Genomic DNA, 15,634 nt, shown 5'->3' with positions numbered 1-15,634 from the left:
GCGCCCCCACCCATACATCCGTGCGAGCATTCGCAGAAGAGGCCCGGCTTGACTGCTTCCGTATTCGAACCTTGGAATGATCCCGAGGCGAAGCCCTTGATCCACTTTCAGAACGTCACCAAACGTTATGGCGATTTCACCGCCATCGACGATTTGACCATCGGCATCTACGAAAAAGAGTTCTATGCCCTGCTGGGCCCGTCGGGCTGCGGCAAGACCACGCTGATGCGCATGCTGGCCGGGTTTGAAACCCCGTCTGAGGGCACCATCCTTCTGGCCGGGCAGGATATTGCGCCGGTGCCGCCGAACAAACGCGCCGTGAACATGATGTTCCAGTCCTACGCGCTGTTCCCGCATCTTTCGGTCTGGGAAAACATCGCCTTTGGCCTGAAGCGCGAGAAAATGCCCAAGCACGACATCAACGACCGCGTCGACGAGATGCTGCGGCTGACACGCCTGGAGAAATTTGCCCGCCGCAAACCGCATCAAATCTCCGGCGGCCAGCGGCAGAGGGTCGCCTTGGCGCGGTCGCTGGCGAAACATCCGAAACTTCTTCTGCTCGATGAGCCGCTGGGGGCGCTGGACAAGAAATTGCGTCAGGAAACCCAGTTTGAGCTGATGGATATTCAGGAGAAGACCGGCACCACCTTTGTGATCGTGACCCACGACCAGGAGGAGGCCATGACAGTCGCCTCCCGCGTGGCGGTGATGGATCACGGCAAGATCATTCAGGTGGCCACGCCAGACCGGATCTATGAAACCCCGAATTCCGTCTATGTGGCTGATTTCATTGGCGACGTGAACCTGATCGCAGGCACGGCCAAACTCACTGGCAGCGACACCTACGCGATGTCCTGGCACGAAGGCCATGCGCCGCTGACCGTGCAGTCCCCCAATGCTCTGTCCGATGGGCAGAATTGTCAGCTGGCAATTCGGCCGGAGAAGGTCGCGATCAGCGCCGAAAAACCCGAACAGGCGGACAATGCCGTTCAAGGCCGCATCCTGGATATCGCTTATCTGGGCAATATCTCCACCTACCATGTGGAACTGCCGACCGGCGCGGTGATCAAGGCCCAAACCGCCAACACCCGCCGAATCGCCCGCCGCGCCTTTACCTGGGAAGACACTGTCTGGCTGTCATGGACCGCCACGGCAGGCGTTCTGCTGGCAGACTGATGCGCCGCTTTGTTCTGATCGCCATTCCTTATGTCTGGCTCTTGGCGCTGTTCCTGGTGCCTTTTGCCATCGTCTTTAAAATCTCCCTGTCGGATTACGCGGTTTCGATCCCGCCCTATGTACCGAAATTTGATCCGGAAAACGGTCTCAGGGCCCTGATCGCGGCGCTCGATTTTGAAAATTTCATCTGGCTGACCGAAGATGACCTGTACTGGAAGGCCTATCTCAGCTCGCTGAAAATCGCGCTTATCTCAACCTTTTTCACCCTGCTGGCGGGGTACCCGATCGCCTATGCCATGGCGCGCGCGCCAGCGGAATGGCGGCCGACCCTGATGATGCTGGTGATCCTGCCGTTCTGGACGTCGTTTCTGATCCGCGTCTATGCGTGGATGGGGATCCTGTCGAACGAAGGGTTTCTCAATCAGTTCCTTATGTGGACCGGGGTGATCTCCGAACCGCTGACAATCCTCAATACCAACTCCGCCGTCTATATCGGTATCGTCTACACTTATCTGCCCTTCATGATCCTGCCGGTTTATTCGGCGCTGGAACGGCTGGACGGCTCATTGATCGAAGCCGCCGAAGATCTCGGCTGTTCGCGTCTGTCGGCGTTCTGGCTGGTGACCATTCCCTTGTCCAAGACCGGCATCATTGCCGGCTGCTTTCTGGTTTTTATCCCGGTGCTGGGCGAATTCGTCATTCCCTCGCTTCTGGGCGGCTCGGACACGCTGATGATCGGCAAGGTTCTGTGGGAGGAGTTCTTCTCCAACCGCGACTGGCCGGTGGCCTCAGCTGTGGCGGTGGTTCTGCTGCTGCTACTTGTGATCCCGATTGTGCTGTTCCAGCGCAACCAGCAGAAACAGCAGGAGGCAGGCCAATGAAGCGCCTAAGCTGGTTTAACGCCGTATCACTGACCCTTGGCTTTGCTTTCCTCTACATCCCGATGGTGATCCTGGTCATCTTCAGCTTTAACGAAAGCAAACTGGTCACCGTCTGGGCCGGGTTCTCGACCAAGTGGTACGGCGAGTTGTTTCAGAACGAGGCGTTCCTGAACGCCGCCTGGGTCACCATCAAGGTGGCGGTTTTCTCCTCCACCATGGCCACCGTGCTGGGCACCATCGCCGCCTATGTGATGGTGCGCGGCGGGCGGTTCATGGGGCGGACGCTGTTCTCGGGGATGATCTATGCGCCGCTGGTGATGCCCGAAGTCATCACCGGCCTGTCGCTGCTCTTGCTGTTCATCGGCATCGGGCTAGACCGCGGCGTGCTGACAATCGTGCTGGCCCATACCACATTCTCGATGTGCTATGTCTCGGTAGTGGTGTCGTCACGTTTGGTGACTTTTGACCGGTCGCTGGAGGAAGCTGCGCTGGATTTGGGCTGCTCCCCGGCGGAAGCGTTCCGGCTGGTGACCCTGCCAATCATCGCGCCCGCAGTGATTTCCGGCTGGCTCTTGGCCTTCACCCTGTCGCTGGATGATCTGGTGATTGCCTCATTCACCTCCGGCCCCTCGGCAACTACCCTGCCGATCAAGATTTTCTCGGCCGTGCGCCTGGGCGTCAGCCCGGAGATCAACGCGCTGTCGACAATCATGATCGCAATCGTAACCGTGGGGGTGATCACTGCTTCGCTGGTGACCAAGCATCAGATGGTCCGCCAGAAGCGAGAGGAACAGGCTGCGGAGCGCGCCTGATGCGCAGGATTTTCTCCAGCTACGCCTACGGACCCGGCCCCCGCACGAACTGCTGGTGGGACGAGACCATTGCAGCACCGGACTGGCCGGTGCTGCAGGGCGGGAAATCCGCCGACGTTGCTGTCATCGGCGGCGGATTCACCGGCATGTCAGCCGCTCTGCATCTGGCAGAAAGCGGCCTGTCCGTTGCGGTGCTGGAGGCAGAAACGCCGGGTTGGGGCGCGTCGGGGCGCAATGGCGGCTTCTGCTGTTTGGGCGGTTCAAAGCTGTCAGGCGGCACGATGCGGCGGGTCTTTGGCAAATCTGCGGCTGATACGTATCACGCCGGCGAGGAGGCCGCGGTGCATCTAGTCCGCGGCCTGCTGCAGTCCCATGGTATCGATGCCGACACCCATTCAAATGGCGAAACCCAGTTGGCGCATACAGAAAAGGCGGCGCGCCGCCTGCAGGCAGAAGCCGAGAAACTCCGCCGGGCTGGAGGAGAACCGGATTTCCTGACCCGCGATCAGCTTGCCGGCAAGGGGCTGAATGGCCGTTTTCATGCAGCGTTGACAACACCTGTAGGTTTTGCGCTTAACCCGCGCAAATACCTGTTCGGGCTTGCCAAGGCCGCGCAGAATGCTGGTGCCCGGTTGTACCAGCGCAGCGCGGCGCAGTCGGTACAGCAGGCAGGCAGGGGTTATGTAATAGAGACTGACCAAGGGATTCTAAGCGCAGCCAAAGTCATTATCGCGACCAATGGATATTCCTCGGAGGACCTGCCGGGCTGGCTCGCAGGGCGTTACATGCCTGCGCAATCCACTGTTATGGTGACCCGGCCGCTGACCCGGGCGGAACTGGACGCGCAGGGCTGGTTTTCGCATCAGATGGCCTATGACACCCGCAATCTGCTGCACTATTTCCGGCTGATGCCGGACAACCGGTTCCTGTTCGGAATGCGCGGCGGGCTGCTGGCCTCCCCCCGGGCCGAAGCGGGGATACGCCGTAAGCTGCGGCAGGACTTTGAGGCGATATTCCCGGCCTGGCATGATGTGGAAACCACTCATTTCTGGTCAGGCATGGTTTGCCTGTCGCGCAACCTTGTCCCCTTCATTGGCCCGGTACCGGAGCGCCCCGGCATGTTTGCGGGACTGTGCTATCACGGCAATGGTGTGGCGATGGGCAGTTATGCCGGACGGCTGCTAAGTGATCTTGTACAGGGGCGTGGGCCGACGCTGCCCTACTCACCCATAGTGCAGAAAATGTCACGCTTTCCTTTTGGCCGTGCCCGCCGGATGCTGATGCCGCCGGCCTATGCGGTTCTGGGCCTGATGGACTGAAGCGCCGAGCGTTCCAGCCGCAAGGCCTGCTGGTCCTGCGTTCCGCCGCGTTCGGCCCGCCACTGGCAATAGGCTGCCATGCGCCAATGGAACCAGGGCTTCAGCGCCAATGCCCTTCCCGCGATCCGCGGATCCGGATAGGCTCGCAGAAAGGCGTCTTCTTCAGCCTTGGACAGTGGCGCGCCCCGGTACATCAGCTGCATCGCAGGCGACAGGAACAAAGCCAGATCCTCTGCCGGGTCGCCGATTTGCGGGCATTGCCAATCAATCAGCGTCAGAGTGCCGTCATGCGCCAGCAGGTTGCCAGGCACAGGATCGCCGTGAATAAGCACCAGCTGAGGCAGCGGCGGGATCCGGCCCAGCGGGCGGAGCGCCGCCAGCCGATTGCGATCGCGGCAGTTTTTCAGAATTTCAACGGTTTGCTGTTCCAGCGCCGCGCTGCCATTCACGCCAAAAGGCAGGCCCGGCGGGGGCGCCAGATCATGCAATCGCCCCAACAGCTGCGCCACATGGCCGGTGTCCTGCCTCCATGGACTGCCGTTAACATGCGCATAGCCCAGCCACTTCCTGCCTTCAAACTCACCAGTCTGGACCAGCGGCGGCACCATACCGGTGCCGGACAACGCCGTCAGAACAGCAACCTCGCGGGCCGGATCATTGGCAAACAACGGGTTGGCGCCCTCGGCTGAAAAAAGCTTGATCACCAGCGCGCCGGCCCGCCAGACATGATTGGACCGCCCGCCAGCCAGCCGCCGGGGACCAGGCACATGCAGCCCTAAGGCCGACAAATGCGCAAAAAAGCGGGGTTCGAACTGATCAGAAAGCGGTTGCAGGGCGGTCTCCGGTGTTATGCCGCCCTGTTCTTAGACAGTTTTTCCGCCTGCGCATACCTCAGGATCAGGCATCAGGGTCGCGAAGCGCGTTCACCGTCGAGGCCAGAACCACGGAACCGCCTTCAGTGATCAATCCCACTTCGCCGCCCTGCATCCGGGTTTCGTTCACCTTGAAATAGATTTCGGCATACTCCTGCAGCACCAGCTCGTCGCCTTTCCTGCTTTCGATCACAAAGGCGTATTCCCCCGCCTCAATTGGGTTGCCGTCATCATCCAGACCGGTCCACTGATAGGGCTCAGCCGAGACCGGCAGGGCAACGCGCTGCACTTCGGTGCCGTTTTCGTTCTGCACGACCAGCGTCACAGAATCCGCGGCAGCAGCCGGGTTAGGCGAAACAGTAATTTGATTGCTGCCATCAAAGTAGCCGGGGGCCACGGCCCGGACTTCCATACCGACCCAGCCTGAAAGTGCAGCCATATTGGCCAAGCCAAGCTGTGATTGCAGCCCTTCCAGCAGGTTGTTGCTCTTGGTCTGTTGCTCGACCATCGAGAATTGCGCGAGCTGAGCCGCATATTCTGTCGAATCCATCGGTTCCAGAGGATCCTGATGCCTTGCCTGCGCGGTCAGCATCTTCACGAAAGTTTCAAAGTCGGATGTCAGGCCGGAAGCTCTCTGCGACGATGGCGTCAGCGGATTGGATTGCCCTGCGGCGGCACCTGCGGATGTAACTGCTGTTGTCATGTGATCAGACCCTCATATCCACGCCGGCTGCTCCGAGCCGGAGGTTTTGTGTTGCTGCGTCGCCGGCGTCCGTTGCATCAGAACCGCGCGTCTCTGCTGTTCCGCCGGACAGGCCGGAACCGCCGTCTGCATCGTCTCCGGGATGACCGGCACCGGCCTGTCCGCCGCTGAATTCAAAGGAGATGTCTTCATATCCCATCCGGCGGAACTCCTCCGCCAGTTCATGGATGTGCCGGCGCATCAAATCTCCGGTTTCCGGACGTTCCGTCTGGATGATCATGGTGATTCCCGTTTCGCTGGCCACCACGCGCATTTTCACTTGGCCTAACTCCTGAGGGTTCAAACTCACCTCAACCTTTTGCTCGCCTTTGGCTGCAAAGGCCTCGGCCATCTGGGCCGCAATCATGCGCGGTGCTTCGGGCCGGTGCGCCCCGTGTGTGCCGATCGAGGCTTCGGTAAGGAGTTGCGTCAAACCGGGCGTTTCGCTGGTTAAGCCCAATGTGCCGGCCAGCGCTTCATCGGTTCCAGACAACAGCTCTGCCGCCGTTTTTCCGGCGGTCATCCCGCCGGCCAGCAAAGGCTGCAGCTGAGCAGCTGCCGTCTGAAGGGGCTGCGGCGCTGCAGGCAATGCAACCGTCCGGGCCTCACTGCCTCTAAAGGGGTCCGCTAAGGGGCTCGCAATTCCGGCTGGGTCCGCTTTCACCTGCATTCCATTTCCGTTCAAAACGGATGAAGAACTCTGGTCGCTTTTCAGCCCGGGCGATTTAACAGCAGCCTGGCTGACTGTAATGCCAGGACTTCCTCCTTGCGAAACCGGATGGCCCGCCTTTGCTGTGCCGTCAGATTTTCCGCCAACAGATTGAAGCGCCGCATGGATGCTTGAACCAGTTTCGGAAGATCTGGATTGCGCCGCGCTGATTGATTTTCCGTTATTGCTTTGGTCAGAGTTGTCGCTGGCCTGTGCCCGTTCAACCTGAACCTTTTCAACGGCTGGCAAAGCCGCTTGAGCGGCAGTTTCAGACGATGCGCGGGCAGTATTTGGGCGCCGATCGCCGGCGACCCTGACATCAGCCATGCGGGCCCCGTGTTCAATATCCCCCTCCTGCAGCTTTGTGGCTGCGTTCCCTGGCACAGCTGCCGACCTGTCTGCAGCTGCCTGTGCTGGCGTTTGTATCGTAGACGACGTTTTCTCTGCGCTTCCAGCACGCCCGGCCTTCTCAGAAAGTTGCAGGTTGCCTGCAACTCCCGGGCCCTGGCGAACCGCTTCCCCCGCTTTGCCGCCCGCAACCTGTTCAGTGGGATTTGCAATGGGGTCCGCCTTTGACTTAGCATTTGGCTGCTCGGTTTCGTCGCCAGGTGTCGCGGCTTCGGTTTTAACACCTGTGTCCGCGCCAGAATCCCCCGCAACCGGCAGTCCACTCCACTGCTCTGCAGCCTGTGCCTCAATCCCCTCTCCGGTTGCGGACCTGCCGCTGTGGCGGGAAATATCATTGCCCCCCGCGGCACCGCCCTGTTCTGCGGCCGTATCTCCAGCTTTCTGCAACCTGGAAGCTATTTCCGCATCGGTTTTCTGAAATTCAGAAGCCGCTTCCGCTTCGGGTTTTTGAAACTCGGGCGCTATTTCCACATCGGTTTTCTGAAACCCAGAAGCCGCTTCCGCTTCGGGTTTTTGAAACCCGAAAGCTATTTCCGCATCGGTTTTCTGAAACCCAGAAGCCGCTTCCGCTTCGGGTTTTTGAAACTCGGAAGCTATTTCCGCATCGGTTTTCTGAAACCCAGAAGCCGCTTCCGCTTCGGGTTTTTGAAACTCGGGCGCTATTTCCGCATCGGTTTTCTGAAACCCAGAAGCCGCTTCCGCTTCGGATTTTTGAAACCCGGAAGCTATTTCCGCATCGGTCTTCTGAAACCCAGAAACCGCTTGCGCTTCGGTTTTTTGGAACCCGGAAGCCATTTCGGCTCCGGAAACTACCATTTTTGCCCCAGAGGTTTCCGATGATGGTACACTTTGAATTCGCTCATCGGAGGCGTACTGGCTGTTCTGCGCAAATGCATCCGGCTCCGGTTCAATGGGTGTGCCCAGGCTTGCCTGAAGCGGTACGCCCCGGCTTTTTTCAGCGGGTCCATTCTGCCCCGTCTCCACGCGTGTGCCTGGGATTTTCTTGCCGTCCTCAACCATACTCTCCCGCAACCGGGGATCAACTTCGGCCTCAGCTGATTCGCTCTCGGCTGATGGCCGTTCCTCCACCGGTTCACCAGGGTCGGATTGAGCAGACATAAAGTCTGAGAAGTCTTTGGAAGTGTTGGATTTCTTAGCCCCATCCGGAGAGGCGGATGGGGGCTTACCGGCAGAGCCGGCTTCCAATCCAAGAAGCAAGTTCATATTCATGATCGTTTTCCAGACATTCTATCTCGACCCGGACAGATATACCCCAAAGCGGTTACGGCAATTTTAACCGGTTCCTGCGCAGTCTTAGAAAAATCGATGGAATGCGACTTTCAACCGGAGAACCGGACATGTCAGATCTTTTGCCAAACCCGCTTCAGGCCATACCTGCAGCCACTCCGGTGCGTCCAGCAATCAGCGATCCCCTTCGCGAGGCCGCAATTGAGCTCGAAGCCTCCTTCCTTGCAGAAATGCTGAAGTCCGCAGGGCTCGGTGAAGCCAGCGAAGGCTTCGGCGGCGGCGCAGGAGAAGAACAGTTTTCCAGTTTTCTGATCCGCGAACAGGCAACGCAGATCGCCCGCTCTGGCGGGATCGGTTTGGCTGAATCACTTTATCACGCATTAAAGGAGACCCAAGATGAGTGAACCGAAACCTCAGCAGCTCATTGATGAGCTTGATCAGATACTGGACCGCGAGCGCAAGGCGCTGATGTCCGGCGACCTTGGCAAGCTGGAAGATCTTCTTGCCAGGAAAGAGAAAGTCATCGGCAAGCTGAATTCCGTGTCAGAGCTTGAACGTGAGTCGCTCGAGCAAGTGCAGGCCAAGGTGTCGCGGAACCAGCAGCTTCTGGACAGCGCCATGGACGGTATACGTGCCGTCGCCGCCCGAATGGCGGAGACCCGCCGCATCCGCAAGGGATTGGATGTCTACGACCAGGCCGGCAAGCGGGCCCGTTATGACGCCCGTGGCAGCGGCAAACTGGAGAAGCGGGCCTGAGTGCAATTTGGGGAAAATTCTAGGAAATCAAATTCCAGCATTAGCACTCCCTTAGCAACTTCTGCGCCAATGTCGCCTTGCACCTCATGAAGGGTGGCGCGGAAGCCGGACAGCGGAACGCACAGTCAGAAAGACGTCACACAGCGCCCCTCGGGGCAAGTAATATTGGGGCCAAAGCGCCCTCAGCTAAAGGAAAAAGCTATGACCAGCATTCTGACCAACAACGGCGCAATGGTTGCTCTGCAGACTCTGCGTTCGGTGAATGACAACCTGGAAGAAACCCAGAACCAGATCTCGACCGGTAAGGAAGTCGGCTCTGCCAGAGACAACTCTGCAGTGTGGTCGATCTCCAAAAGCCTGGAATCTGACGTGCAGGCTTACGAAGCCGTGTCTGACAATCTGGCCTTTGGCGAAGCCACTGTCAGCGTAGGTGCTTCCGCAGCAGAACAGATCGTTGAAAAGCTCAAGGAAGTTAAAGAGCTGATCATCGGGGGGACTTCTGAGACTGCTGACCACGCTGCGATTCAGGATGACATCGGCCACAAGATGGACCAGATCGAAGCAATTATCGAGACCGCTGAGTTCAATGGTGCCAATTTGCTCAAGGCAACTATCGACGGCACTGCGACCAGCCTGACCATTGCCGCGTCGGAAGACGGCTCTACCACCATTTCGGTAGATCGAATCGACTTCGAAACCGCCACATTCGACTCTCAGCTGACCGACATCACTGATGCAACCACTGCAGCAACCGCACTTGGCGAAATCGACGGTCTAATCGACGATGGTGTCACTGCTGCAGCTGCGCTGGGCTCGTCTTTGGCACGAATCTCGGACCAGAGCGAATTTGTCAGCAAGCTGACCGACTCGCTGAAAAATGGTATCAGTGCAATGACCGATACCAACATGGAAGAGGCATCCGCCCGCCTAAAGGCGCTGCAGACCCAGCAGCAGCTGGCCGTGCAGTCGCTGACCATTGCGAACCAGTCGCCGTCGACCCTGCAGCAGCTGTTCCGTTAACAGCCTGATCCGGGGCGCCCTGCGCGCCCCGGTCTTTCCTCTCAGAGAATCTGAAGAATAATACGTTAGGAAAACACGTGAATGCCCTTCTAAAGGCGAAGAGTGCCTATTCGGCGGCACAGGCCCCGACCCGGACAGCTAAGAACCTAGAATACGAAGCTATAGCCCGTGTCACTCGGCAATTGGTTCTGACCGCGCAAAAAGGCCGGGACGGGTTTCCGGAGCTAACGAGCGCGCTGACAAAGAACCGAAAGCTCTGGACGATTTTTGTGAGCGATCTGGCCTCAAAGGACAATCCACTGCCCGCCGATTTGAAGGAAAACCTGTTTTACCTCGCAGAATTCACACGACAGCACACCAGCAAAGTGCTTCAGCGCAAGGCCGATGTCCGGCCGCTGGTGGAAATTAACACGGCCATTATGCGTGGCCTCCGTGGCGGAGCTTCCTGAATATGACCGGACTTGTCCTGAAACTTGCCCCCAAGGAGCGTGTCCTTGTAAATGGCGCGGTGATTGAAAACGGCGACCGCCGCAGCCGCCTGTCCATTGTCACCCCCGATGCCAACATCCTGCGGCTGCGCGATGCGATCCATCCGGAAGAAGCCAATACGCCGGTGCGCCGGGTGTGCTATGCCGCGCAGCTGATTCTGTCCGGTGACGCCGATCCCGAAGAAGAGCGCCTGCCAATGCTGCGCCGGATCGAAGAGCTGAGCCAGGTCTTTACCGATCCGGACAGCCGCGCCTCCATTGCCGAGGCAACAGAGGCACTGATCAGCAATAACCACTACCGCTGCCTGAAGGCGCTGCGCACCCTGCTGCCGCGCGAGGACAGGCTGTTTGCGGTCAGACCGTCCTAGTCGCATCCAGCTTCTCCAGCCTGCCTCACGACTTGCGGGCTGGAAGTTCCGTCAGGCTGTACCTGAAAAGCAGCTCGAAGCATTATACGGGACGCAAGCGGCTTTGTTGCATAAATCGGGTTCTGATCGCAGATGCGCTTTCCCCGGACGGATATCTCCACCGCCTCTGTGACAGGCATTCCAGGTGCGGTGTAGCGGCAGAGCACGGCAAAGCGGAGGTGAATTTCCGCAACCTGCCGATCACAGTCTCTTGCCATGAGACTTGCCCCAGAAGCTTCACACAATGCATCTTCGTTTCGACAGGGCTTCGGCGCTGGTATCCCCTCCATCGCTGCCGCAAGGCTTGTCCAAGGCATTCCGAGACATAAACCGCCTCGTTGTGGGCGATGGCGCCCGGACTTGCCGCCTACCAGGGCTTGGCGTTATTGCGCGGCGGAATGACGGCATGGGCGCTACGAGACACGACCGCGCCGAGGCATTTTCGGGTGCCATAGGCCCCGTCCACTGCCCGGCAGTGCAAGTTTACATGCACGAGAGGGGGCGTCACTGATCCGATGTTTTGGCCGGGTGGGATTTGGCCCAGCAGCTCTGGCAGCATGGGAGCTTCAGCGGCATTGCTGGCCGTGGCTTCGATCGCGCACGCCTCCAGCGTTTCCTCGTCGATCCCTATATGTGTATTGCGCCAAATGCGGCGTTTGGGGCCGCCATGCTTGCGCGTTCACCGGGAAACAGCACCCTGTGCTGTTTGCTTATCCGCCTCACTCCATTCGCCTTCGCCCTCGGATTTTATGCCTGTGCTATCAATAAGAAGGGGCAACAGGACGGTGCCGCCACGATACAGAAGGTTCACGTTCAACGTTCTTTGGCCTCTCTCGGCAGATTTGCCATGCAGATCGCCTGCCTGGCCGCGGGACGGCACAGCGTGCTGAAATCCGGCACCGCCTAATCCCGCCCGGCCAGCTGCAACAGGCCTTCGGCGAACCTGGCTCTCTCGCGCAATGGCATGCCGATCAGGACTTTCATAGTCAGACGGGTCTGCATCGCTGATCTGCTGCGGTCGACCGCGCTGGCAGGTCGGCTGTGGCTGCCATGTCATCCCGGGATCAAACCAGATCGCCAACGATCCACGCCGGTTCAGCCCATCATTGCAAGCCGGCCAGTGCGCAGTCTTGTATTTCGCCGGGATCCAACTGCTCATCCCTCGCGGCTATCATACTGAATACTTCCAGTGATTTCCCGCCAGAGGTTGTGCAACAAAGTCACCCCGAAGAAGCCTGTTTTGTTCTTGTATTCTTGAAAATTACCGGGTCACCGTCCGGCCTTGGCGCGACGCAGCAAAAGAAGCAGCCGGTTGAAACTGCTGGTGATCCCTTCCGGATCTTCGCGGCCAAAGAAGCCGTCCAGCTCTGGCCAAAGTTTCACAGCCTTGTCCAGCACCGCATCATTCCCCTCGGCATAGAGACCGGCCCTGATCATCACTTCCGACTGTTCATAAGCGCCCAAAAACTTGCGCACATCCTGAATTGCCGCGTTTTCATCGTCTGTGGCCGCAGCAGGCAGGCTGCGTGATACTGAGCGTGAAACGTCAATCGCCGGGAATCTGCCGCGTTCGGCGATTTCCCGGTTCAGCACAATATGACCATCCAGAACACCGCGAAGAATATCCGCAATCGGTTCGTCCATGTCTGAACCAGCCACCAGAACGCTGAACACGGCGGTGATATCTCCCTGCCCGTCTGCACCAGGCCCAGCCCGTTCGCACAGACCGGTGATCAGCGGCGTTACGGATGGTGGATATCCGCGCAGTGCAGGCGCTTCGCCCGAGGCCGCCGAAATTTCCCGGTGCGCCTCGGCGAAGCGGGTAACCGAATCGGCCAGGAACAGAACATTCTTGCCTTGATCGCGGAAATGCTCGGCCACTGTCATGGCGGCCCAGGCGCAGCGGCGCCGGACCAGCGCGGACTGATCCGACGTGGCCGCCACCACAACCGCCCGGCGCATGCCATCGGGGCCCAGGACCTGTTCGACAAAGTGGTTCACCTCCCGGCCGCGTTCCCCGATCAGCGCCATGACCACTACATCCGCTTCCATGCTTTTGGCCAGCTTTGCCAGCAGCGACGATTTTCCGACGCCGGAGCCCGCGAAAAGACCCACCCTTTGGCCGCGCACAATAGGGAGAATCGTGTTCAATACGGCCTGTCCCGTCGCCAATCGCTCCCCCATCGGCCGCCTGCCGGCGGCTTTGGGCGGAGACGCCATCAGATCCCGGGGCACGGCCCCCGGCAGCATCGGGCGGCCATCCAGCGGCTCGCCGAAAGGATCGATCACCCTGCCGATCCAATGATCGCTGGGCAAAAACTCCGGCGAAGGGCGCAGCACCACCGGGTCGCCAACCGCGGCACCATCAGGTGCCCTGTCAGGCAACATACTGATATTAGTTCCATTAATTTTCAGAACCTCGCCATGCAACTCATCCTGCGGGCCGCGCCGCAGCACCAGCCGGTCACCGATCCGCGCGGCAGCAGCCAACCCGCTGACTTCGATTTCCCCGCCAGAGATCGCGGTCACCCTGCCCATCTGCGTTGCCAGTCGTTTTCCGGCTATTTGACGGGTCAGTGCTTGCAGCTCTGCTTTCATTGCAGCGGCCTCCATTTATGTCCTGCAAACAATTTCTAAAGGAATCGGGGTTAAGCCTTGATTGAAATCGATCAAGGGAGAAGCCCTGGTGTTCACAGAACTGAACGTATTCAAAATTGCTCATTCCATGGCGGTCCATGCCGGCAAGCGCCAGGCATTGGTGTCCCAGAATATCGCCAACGCCGATACGCCCGGTTACCACGCCAAGGATATCAAGCCATTCAAGGACGTCTTTGCTGCCGGGGCCCGCCCGAGCAGCATGATGGCAACCCGCGCCAGCCATCTGAACGGCACCGCCGATGGTGGAATGGACTGGGCTGTCACCTCAAGCGAGGACGGCAGCGATCCTAATGACAACTCAGTGTCTGTCGAAACAGAACTGCTGAAAGGTGTCGAAGTTTCCCGGCAGCACAAGCGGGCCCTGGCCATCTACAAATCCTCGATGAACATCCTGCGCGCAAGCCTTGGCAAAGCTTAAGGAGGATGAGAGATGAGTGAATTTTCCAGAGCCCTTTCCGTCACTGCCAGCGGTCTCAAGGCGCAAGCCTCGCGCCTGCGCCATGTGTCCGAAAACATCTCCAACGCTGATACACCGGGGTACCGGCGCAAGACCGTGCCGTTTGAAGCTGTGCGCGAGCTGCAGACGGACGTGGAGCATGTGCGCACCGGCCGGGTCACACTGGACCGCAGCGATCTGGAGGAAGTTTACGACCCTTCGCACCCGATGGCTGATGAAAGCGGGCATTACGACGGTTCCAATGTCGATCTGATGATCGAGATTGCGGACGCCCGTGAAGCCCAGCGCAGCTATGAAGCCAACCTGAAGATGTTCGAGCAGACACGCACGATGTCCGCTTCACTCATGGACCTATTAAGACGTTAACCAAAACATTTGGAGATCCAGAATGGATATTCGCAGTCTTTCCGCCGCAACCGGCTATGCCGCTGCCCGTCCTGCCACCAAAGCCGATCCCGAACATGCAGGACCCGGCGCAGGCGGCCGCCTGAAAGAGAGCTTCGAGAATTTCGCGGCGACTCTGCAGCAAAGTGAACAGGTCTCAATGCAGGCGATGACCTCAAACGCCGACCCGCACGCTTTGGTGCAGGCCCTGGCGCAGACCGAACTGGCAGTCGAAACCGCAGTGACGGTGCGAAACAAAGTCGTCGAAGCTTACCAGGAAATCCTGAGGATGCCGGTTTAAGCCATGATGAGCGAAAGCCTCTTCTATGACACGCTGCGCCAGGCACTGTGGGCCGCCGTCACCATGTCGACGCCGATCCTGGTTGTCGCACTGGTTGTCGGTCTGGCCATCGGCCTGTTTCAGGCTCTGACGTCGGTGCAGGAAATGACCCTGACCTTCGTGCCCAAGCTGACAGCAATCCTGGTCGTGTTCTGGATGACAATGGGCTTCATGACACAAACGCTGGTGGCCTTCTTCCACGGCCACGTTATTCCGATGATTGCCGGAGGCTCATAATGGAAAATGCAGGCTACGCAACTTTGTCACGCCAAACGGGCCTGATGCGGGAGATGCGCGTCATTGCCAACAATATCGCGAACTCGGCCACCACCGGTTACCGCCAGGAGGGCCTGATCTTCTCGGAATTTGTGCAGTCCTCGCCCGGCCAGCAGTCGCTGTCGATGTCGCGTGCGAATATCTTCAATACCTCGATGGAGCAGGGCCAGCTGACCAAAACCGGCGGCACTTTCGACTTTGCGATCGAGGGCGACGCCTTCTTCATGGTGGAAACACCGCAAGGCGAACGGCTGACCCGATCCGGCGCCTTTTCTCCCAATGCCGATGGCGACCTTGTGACCATGGACGGATACCGGGTGCTGGATGCCGGCCGCGCGCCGGTCTTTGTTCCGCCGGATGCCGGCAAGATCGAAGTCGGGGCGGATGGCTCGCTCAGCGCAAACGGGCGGCTGCTGGGACAGCTTGGTCTGTTCAAACCGATGGAGCAGCACACGCTGGTGCGTGAGGACGGTGTGATGTTCCGCGTCGACGGCGAGATTGAGGACAATTTTGACGCGAAGGTGCTGCAAGGCTTTCTCGAAGGTTCCAACGTGAATGCGATTTCCGAAGTGACCCGGATGATCGAAGTCCAGCGCGCCTATGAAATGGGCCAAAACTTTCTGCAGGCGGAAGACGAACGCATCCGCAATGCCATCAAAAACCTGATCAAGACCTAGGAGA

18 protein-coding genes and 1 pseudogene are annotated in these 15,634 nt (G+C 59.1%); 14 read left to right on the top strand and 5 right to left on the bottom strand.

What is annotated here, in order from left to right; translation table 11 throughout:
- Window positions 1-48: 48 nt before the first annotated feature.
- From METH_RS19930 to METH_RS19915, 4 genes are read left to right on the top strand one after another with little or no spacing between them, the layout of a single operon-like run.
- Window positions 49-1,176, top strand: coding sequence for an ABC transporter ATP-binding protein (locus METH_RS19930; RefSeq protein WP_024092281.1), 1,128 nt, complete (start codon window positions 49-51; stop codon window positions 1,174-1,176).
- A complete protein-coding gene (locus METH_RS19925; RefSeq protein WP_024092280.1) occupies window positions 1,176-2,057 on the top strand; it encodes an ABC transporter permease subunit in 882 nt (293 codons plus the stop codon). Before METH_RS19930 ends, METH_RS19925 begins: the two co-directional genes overlap by 1 nt.
- The gene (locus METH_RS19920) at window positions 2,054-2,869 is read left to right on the top strand and encodes an ABC transporter permease (protein WP_024092279.1); all 816 of its coding nucleotides are present in this window, start codon (window positions 2,054-2,056) and stop codon (window positions 2,867-2,869) included. Before METH_RS19925 ends, METH_RS19920 begins: the two co-directional genes overlap by 4 nt.
- Complete coding sequence (locus METH_RS19915; RefSeq protein WP_024092278.1) at window positions 2,869-4,188, top strand: NAD(P)/FAD-dependent oxidoreductase; 1,320 nt, start codon at window positions 2,869-2,871, stop codon at window positions 4,186-4,188. Before METH_RS19920 ends, METH_RS19915 begins: the two co-directional genes overlap by 1 nt.
- Here METH_RS19915 and METH_RS19910 read toward each other — a convergent pair.
- The 3 genes from METH_RS19910 to fliK all read right to left on the bottom strand — a co-directional run bounded on the left by METH_RS19910 (window position 4,161) and on the right by fliK (window position 8,149).
- Entirely contained in the window at window positions 4,161-4,955 is a 795-nt protein-coding gene (locus METH_RS19910; RefSeq protein ID WP_245602928.1) for a phosphotransferase, read from the bottom strand. The genes METH_RS19915 and METH_RS19910 overlap by 28 nt on opposite strands.
- Window positions 4,956-5,085: 130 nt before the next feature.
- Window positions 5,086-5,763 carry a flagellar hook capping FlgD N-terminal domain-containing protein gene (locus METH_RS19905; protein WP_024092276.1) on the bottom strand — a complete coding sequence of 226 codons (678 nt, stop codon included), beginning with the start codon at window positions 5,761-5,763 and terminating at the stop codon, window positions 5,086-5,088.
- A gap of 4 nt (window positions 5,764-5,767) precedes the next feature.
- Window positions 5,768-8,149 (bottom strand): flagellar hook-length control protein FliK, encoded by a 2,382-nt coding sequence (fliK, locus tag METH_RS23515; RefSeq protein ID WP_084013842.1) that lies wholly within the window; start codon window positions 8,147-8,149, stop codon window positions 5,768-5,770.
- 128 nt (window positions 8,150-8,277) lie between these two features.
- Here fliK and METH_RS19885 point away from each other — a divergent pair, with 128 nt between their 5' ends.
- The 5 genes from METH_RS19885 to flbT all read left to right on the top strand — a co-directional run bounded on the left by METH_RS19885 (window position 8,278) and on the right by flbT (window position 10,799).
- On the top strand, window positions 8,278-8,571 hold the full coding sequence (locus tag METH_RS19885; protein ID WP_024092272.1) for a rod-binding protein: 294 nt from the start codon (window positions 8,278-8,280) through the stop codon (window positions 8,569-8,571).
- A complete protein-coding gene (locus METH_RS19880; RefSeq protein WP_024092271.1) occupies window positions 8,564-8,923 on the top strand; it encodes a FlgN-like protein in 360 nt (119 codons plus the stop codon). Before METH_RS19885 ends, METH_RS19880 begins: the two co-directional genes overlap by 8 nt.
- Window positions 8,924-9,124: 201 nt before the next feature.
- Complete coding sequence (locus tag METH_RS19875; protein WP_024092270.1) at window positions 9,125-9,943, top strand: flagellin N-terminal helical domain-containing protein; 819 nt, start codon at window positions 9,125-9,127, stop codon at window positions 9,941-9,943.
- Window positions 9,944-10,020: 77 nt separating this feature from the next.
- Window positions 10,021-10,392 carry a flagellar biosynthesis regulator FlaF gene (gene flaF, locus METH_RS19870; protein ID WP_024092269.1) on the top strand — a complete coding sequence of 124 codons (372 nt, stop codon included), beginning with the start codon at window positions 10,021-10,023 and terminating at the stop codon, window positions 10,390-10,392.
- A gap of 2 nt (window positions 10,393-10,394) precedes the next feature.
- On the top strand, window positions 10,395-10,799 hold the full coding sequence (flbT, locus tag METH_RS19865) for a flagellar biosynthesis repressor FlbT (protein WP_024092268.1): 405 nt from the start codon (window positions 10,395-10,397) through the stop codon (window positions 10,797-10,799).
- Window positions 10,800-10,954: 155 nt separating this feature from the next.
- Here the strand turns inward: flbT and METH_RS23510 are convergent.
- A pseudogene (locus METH_RS23510) lies at window positions 10,955-11,997 on the bottom strand (IS5 family transposase); the annotation flags it as partial.
- Between the two features lie 110 nt (window positions 11,998-12,107).
- Window positions 12,108-13,436 (bottom strand): FliI/YscN family ATPase, encoded by a 1,329-nt coding sequence (locus tag METH_RS19855; RefSeq protein WP_024092265.1) that lies wholly within the window; start codon window positions 13,434-13,436, stop codon window positions 12,108-12,110.
- Window positions 13,437-13,524: 88 nt separating this feature from the next.
- Between METH_RS19855 and METH_RS19850 the strand changes: the two genes are divergently transcribed.
- Genes METH_RS19850 through METH_RS19830 form a run of 5 tightly spaced genes read left to right on the top strand, consistent with a single transcriptional unit; the run spans window position 13,525 to window position 15,630 of the window.
- On the top strand, window positions 13,525-13,914 hold the full coding sequence (locus METH_RS19850; RefSeq protein ID WP_024092264.1) for a FlgB family protein: 390 nt from the start codon (window positions 13,525-13,527) through the stop codon (window positions 13,912-13,914).
- Between the two features lie 12 nt (window positions 13,915-13,926).
- Window positions 13,927-14,319 carry a flagellar basal body rod protein FlgC gene (flgC, locus tag METH_RS19845; protein ID WP_024092263.1) on the top strand — a complete coding sequence of 131 codons (393 nt, stop codon included), beginning with the start codon at window positions 13,927-13,929 and terminating at the stop codon, window positions 14,317-14,319.
- A gap of 22 nt (window positions 14,320-14,341) precedes the next feature.
- Window positions 14,342-14,638 carry a flagellar hook-basal body complex protein FliE gene (gene fliE, locus METH_RS19840; protein ID WP_024092262.1) on the top strand — a complete coding sequence of 99 codons (297 nt, stop codon included), beginning with the start codon at window positions 14,342-14,344 and terminating at the stop codon, window positions 14,636-14,638.
- A gap of 3 nt (window positions 14,639-14,641) precedes the next feature.
- A complete protein-coding gene (locus tag METH_RS19835; protein WP_024092261.1) occupies window positions 14,642-14,914 on the top strand; it encodes a flagellar biosynthetic protein FliQ in 273 nt (90 codons plus the stop codon).
- Window positions 14,914-15,630 carry a flagellar hook-basal body complex protein gene (locus METH_RS19830; protein WP_024092260.1) on the top strand — a complete coding sequence of 239 codons (717 nt, stop codon included), beginning with the start codon at window positions 14,914-14,916 and terminating at the stop codon, window positions 15,628-15,630. The genes METH_RS19835 and METH_RS19830 overlap by 1 nt, the downstream gene beginning before the upstream one ends.
- The last annotated feature ends 4 nt before the right edge of the window (window positions 15,631-15,634 follow it).

The organism is Leisingera methylohalidivorans DSM 14336 (genome assembly GCF_000511355.1).
GTDB lineage: Bacteria > Pseudomonadota > Alphaproteobacteria > Rhodobacterales > Rhodobacteraceae > Leisingera > Leisingera methylohalidivorans.
Note: the sequence above shows the minus strand (reverse complement) of the source record. Positions and strands in the feature narration are given on the sequence as shown.

Bases quoted from the DNA above. Each gene is read 5' to 3' on its own strand.
- METH_RS19880 (WP_024092271.1), top strand. From the start codon at position 8,564: ATGAGTGAACCGAAACCTCAGCAGCTCATTGATGAGCTTGATCAGATA.
- METH_RS19875 (WP_024092270.1), top strand. From the start codon at position 9,125: ATGACCAGCATTCTGACCAACAACGGCGCAATGGTTGCTCTGCAGACT.
- METH_RS19830 (WP_024092260.1), top strand. From the start codon at position 14,914: ATGGAAAATGCAGGCTACGCAACTTTGTCACGCCAAACGGGCCTGATG.
- flbT (WP_024092268.1), top strand. From the start codon at position 10,395: ATGACCGGACTTGTCCTGAAACTTGCCCCCAAGGAGCGTGTCCTTGTA.
- fliE (WP_024092262.1), top strand. From the start codon at position 14,342: ATGGATATTCGCAGTCTTTCCGCCGCAACCGGCTATGCCGCTGCCCGT.
- METH_RS19920 (WP_024092279.1), top strand. From the start codon at position 2,054: ATGAAGCGCCTAAGCTGGTTTAACGCCGTATCACTGACCCTTGGCTTT.
- METH_RS19835 (WP_024092261.1), top strand. From the start codon at position 14,642: ATGATGAGCGAAAGCCTCTTCTATGACACGCTGCGCCAGGCACTGTGG.
- METH_RS19885 (WP_024092272.1), top strand. From the start codon at position 8,278: ATGTCAGATCTTTTGCCAAACCCGCTTCAGGCCATACCTGCAGCCACT.
- METH_RS19925 (WP_024092280.1), top strand. From the start codon at position 1,176: ATGCGCCGCTTTGTTCTGATCGCCATTCCTTATGTCTGGCTCTTGGCG.
- flgC (WP_024092263.1), top strand. From the start codon at position 13,927: ATGAGTGAATTTTCCAGAGCCCTTTCCGTCACTGCCAGCGGTCTCAAG.
- fliK (WP_084013842.1), bottom strand. From the start codon at position 8,149: ATGAATATGAACTTGCTTCTTGGATTGGAAGCCGGCTCTGCCGGTAAG.
- METH_RS19905 (WP_024092276.1), bottom strand. From the start codon at position 5,763: ATGACAACAGCAGTTACATCCGCAGGTGCCGCCGCAGGGCAATCCAAT.
- METH_RS19915 (WP_024092278.1), top strand. From the start codon at position 2,869: ATGCGCAGGATTTTCTCCAGCTACGCCTACGGACCCGGCCCCCGCACG.
- METH_RS19855 (WP_024092265.1), bottom strand. From the start codon at position 13,436: ATGAAAGCAGAGCTGCAAGCACTGACCCGTCAAATAGCCGGAAAACGA.